The organism is Microcystis sp. M49636_WE2 (assembly GCF_030065375.1).
GTDB lineage: Bacteria > Cyanobacteriota > Cyanobacteriia > Cyanobacteriales > Microcystaceae > Microcystis > Microcystis aeruginosa_C.
This window is the reverse complement of sequence record NZ_JASJFG010000002.1, coordinates 1-2,821: the sequence shown is the minus strand read 5'-3', so window position 1 is coordinate 2,821 and position 2,821 is coordinate 1. Positions and strand designations below refer to the sequence as shown.

General features: G+C 44.6%; 2 protein-coding genes. Both read right to left on the bottom strand.

Annotated elements, in window-relative coordinates:
• Positions 1-302: 302 nt before the first annotated feature.
• Entirely contained in the window at positions 303-938 is a 636-nt protein-coding gene (hisIE, locus tag PX484_RS00025) for a bifunctional phosphoribosyl-AMP cyclohydrolase/phosphoribosyl-ATP diphosphatase HisIE (RefSeq protein ID WP_002804335.1), read from the bottom strand.
• A gap of 342 nt (positions 939-1,280) precedes the next feature.
• On the bottom strand, positions 1,281-1,919 hold the full coding sequence (locus PX484_RS00020) for a PEP-CTERM sorting domain-containing protein (RefSeq protein ID WP_288102621.1): 639 nt from the start codon (positions 1,917-1,919) through the stop codon (positions 1,281-1,283).
• Positions 1,920-2,821: the final 902 nt, after the last annotated feature.

The following is a 2,821-nucleotide window of genomic DNA, read 5'->3' as shown; positions in this document are numbered from 1 at the left end:
TCTACCCCCCAAACCCCCCGTTGGGGGCGTGGCGCCGCCCCCAAACCCCCCGCGCATTAGTTTTTCGGTGGGATGCTTACACGCAGCTGCTGACACATCTGTAATAATTTAAGAGTCACTCCCCTTGCATGAGTGCCTCTCCTGATATGTAGCCTATACTCAATGGATTTAGTATGATTGACGAATTTGCGTTATTTCAGCCTCTATTTTCAAGTCAGGAGTCGGAATTCAGGAGACGGTATTCAGGAATCGGAAACTTAACACTTAACACTTAAAACTGATAACTGATAACTGATAACTGATTACCGGCGCCGGTCTTGCAGTTTTTTATAGACATCTCGCAGGGGGACTTGATGATAGGCGAGGGCGACGAGGGTATGATAAAAAAGATCGGCCACTTCTGAGGCAATAGCATCGCCATCATTATCTTTGCAGGCCATGACCACTTCTGCCGATTCTTCGCCGATTTTCTTGAGAATTTTGTTATCTCCCCCGGCCAAAAGTTTACAGGTGTAGGATTCCGGATGAGGATCGTCTCTGCGATCGCAAATTACCTTAAACAATTCCGAGAGGGTGTCGGCCGCTGGCGGTGATTTTTGCCAATTTACTTGATGAAAACAGCTTCTTTCGCCAGTATGACAGGCGATATCACCGATTTGCTCAATAGTCAGTAGGATAGCATCACTATCGCAATCGTAGCGAATTTGACGCACCTTTTGGATATGGCCCGAGGTGGCCCCTTTGTGCCACAATTCTTGACGAGAACGACTCCAATACCACGCTTCCCCGGTGGTGAGGGTTTTTTCGAGGGATTCCCGATTCATCCAGGCCATCATTAACACTGTAGCATCAAGATAGTCTTGAGCGATCGCTGGTACTAAACCCTGGGAATTATAAGCGATTGCGTCGAGGGGAATAGCGGAGAGTAAAGAGGACATCAGTTTTTCGCGGTCAAGAATTATGGTGGGACAAATTACCCAAGGCTTAATTATATAGCCTTGAGGAATTCCCCTAAATGGCCGCACAGAATTACACTGTACAATACTCTAATTTTTCCCACCGTAGGGGCTAATTGCCTTCGCCAGGCATTGCCTTGGCAGGGAGGGCCGACGCCATACGCCCCTACAGAAGCTGATTAAAAACAAAAATCAGGTGTTGGCTTATATTACAATCAATACTTACAGGGAAAGCTAAAAGCTAGAAACCCAGACGGGGAGCTAACCTTTAGCTGTTCTTGTTCAACGTCACAGTTATCAATGTGTGCAAGACATTGGTAACTGTTATTTTTGCTTCTTGAAGCGGGAAACCAATCCTAAACCACCCACTGCCAAAAGTCCGAGGATAGTACCCGGTTCGGGGACGGTTTGGGTGTAGGCGTTTTCGATACCAGAAAGTGCAGCTGAATCGGTGGGAGTCCATGAATCGAGAACATAGATAGTTTGTCCTGAAAGGGAGCCGAAGTCTTCTTCACCGTTGAATGAATACAGGTCGGCAAGAAGGTTTGTACCATTTAGAGCATCGCCCCATACTTTTTTATTTACGTTGCAAGCACCACCCTGCAGATCGTCACAATCGCTATCTAATTCCACACCTGCGAATTCCTTAGGACCGTTGATTTGGAGCTTATAGGAAACACTTCCTGCTGTGTTTTCAAGGGGGTCGAACAGACCACCAAAATCGTAAGTAAGGCCAGACTGGGCGAATCTGAGGAAGCTATCTGGGGTGGTAAAACCATCGCACAGGATATCGGAGATCGTCTTGTCTCCTACCATCCACGAACCGCCCGTGTTGCAGAATACTTGAACTGCTTGGGCAGAGGGAGCAACGAGTAGAGAACCGGCAACAGAGGAAAGGGTAGCGATGCCGATCGCTAGAGAGCCAGAAGCAAAGGTTTTGGTTAATTTGTTGGTTGTCATCATAACTGAATTATCCAGCGTTAATTGTGTGTCCTATAGCCATCAAAAGAGGTCAGGCAAGGGTTAAGCTTGCTGATAACTTTTTGTTTGACTTGACAGAACTATAGCGAAACTTTTCAAAAAAATCAAGTGTTTTATAAAACTTTTTTTTGGCAATATTTATCTATTTTTTGTCCAATTTATCGGAGTTTTTCTTAAACATAACTACCCAAAAGTTAACAAATATACCCAAAATTTTTGGGTGAAAGTTGGACAAATAAACAGGCTCTAGTTTAAAAAAATCTCTCAATTCTTTACAAAACTTAATCAAGAGGGGTAAGTAGAGCGGCACAATTATTTGTAGGATGGGTTAGCGGTAGCGTAACATGAGCGGGCGTTGGGTTTCATACTTCAAACCAACCTACGTTCGTCTTATATTTAATTCCACCCACCTACTTACAATGTATAAAACTTAACAGTTTTGATCGTTAAAACTGGAATTGCAGAAGAATTAATTCCCTAACGGAAGAAAACAGGGGGAAGGCAATTCATCCCTACAGCAAGGTACTTTTGCTCCTCTAAAAAGATAACCCGTGTGACCCTGAAACAAACTCAGGTTTTAGAAAGACAAAAAATCCTGTTTAATACCTCTATCTAAAGGAGTATTATTAATTTTCCTACTGTCTCAGTTGGGACAATTCTCCCCTGATAAATTTCTTTAATTTAAAACCGAGTTAAGTAGCTGGTTATGATTAAATTAAAAATGGATTTTAGGTTCGATCCCCCCTTAGTCCCCCCTTGATAAGGGGGGTGTCGATCCCCCCTTAGTCCCCCCTTGATAAGGGGGGTGTCGATCCCCCCTTAGTCCCCCCTTGATAAGGGGGGTGTCGATCCCCCCTTAGTCCCCCCTTGATAAGGGGGGTGTC

Bases quoted from the DNA above. Each gene is read 5' to 3' on its own strand.
- hisIE (WP_002804335.1), bottom strand. From the start codon at position 938: ATGTCCTCTTTACTCTCCGCTATTCCCCTCGACGCAATCGCTTATAAT.
- PX484_RS00020 (WP_288102621.1), bottom strand. From the start codon at position 1,919: ATGATGACAACCAACAAATTAACCAAAACCTTTGCTTCTGGCTCTCTA.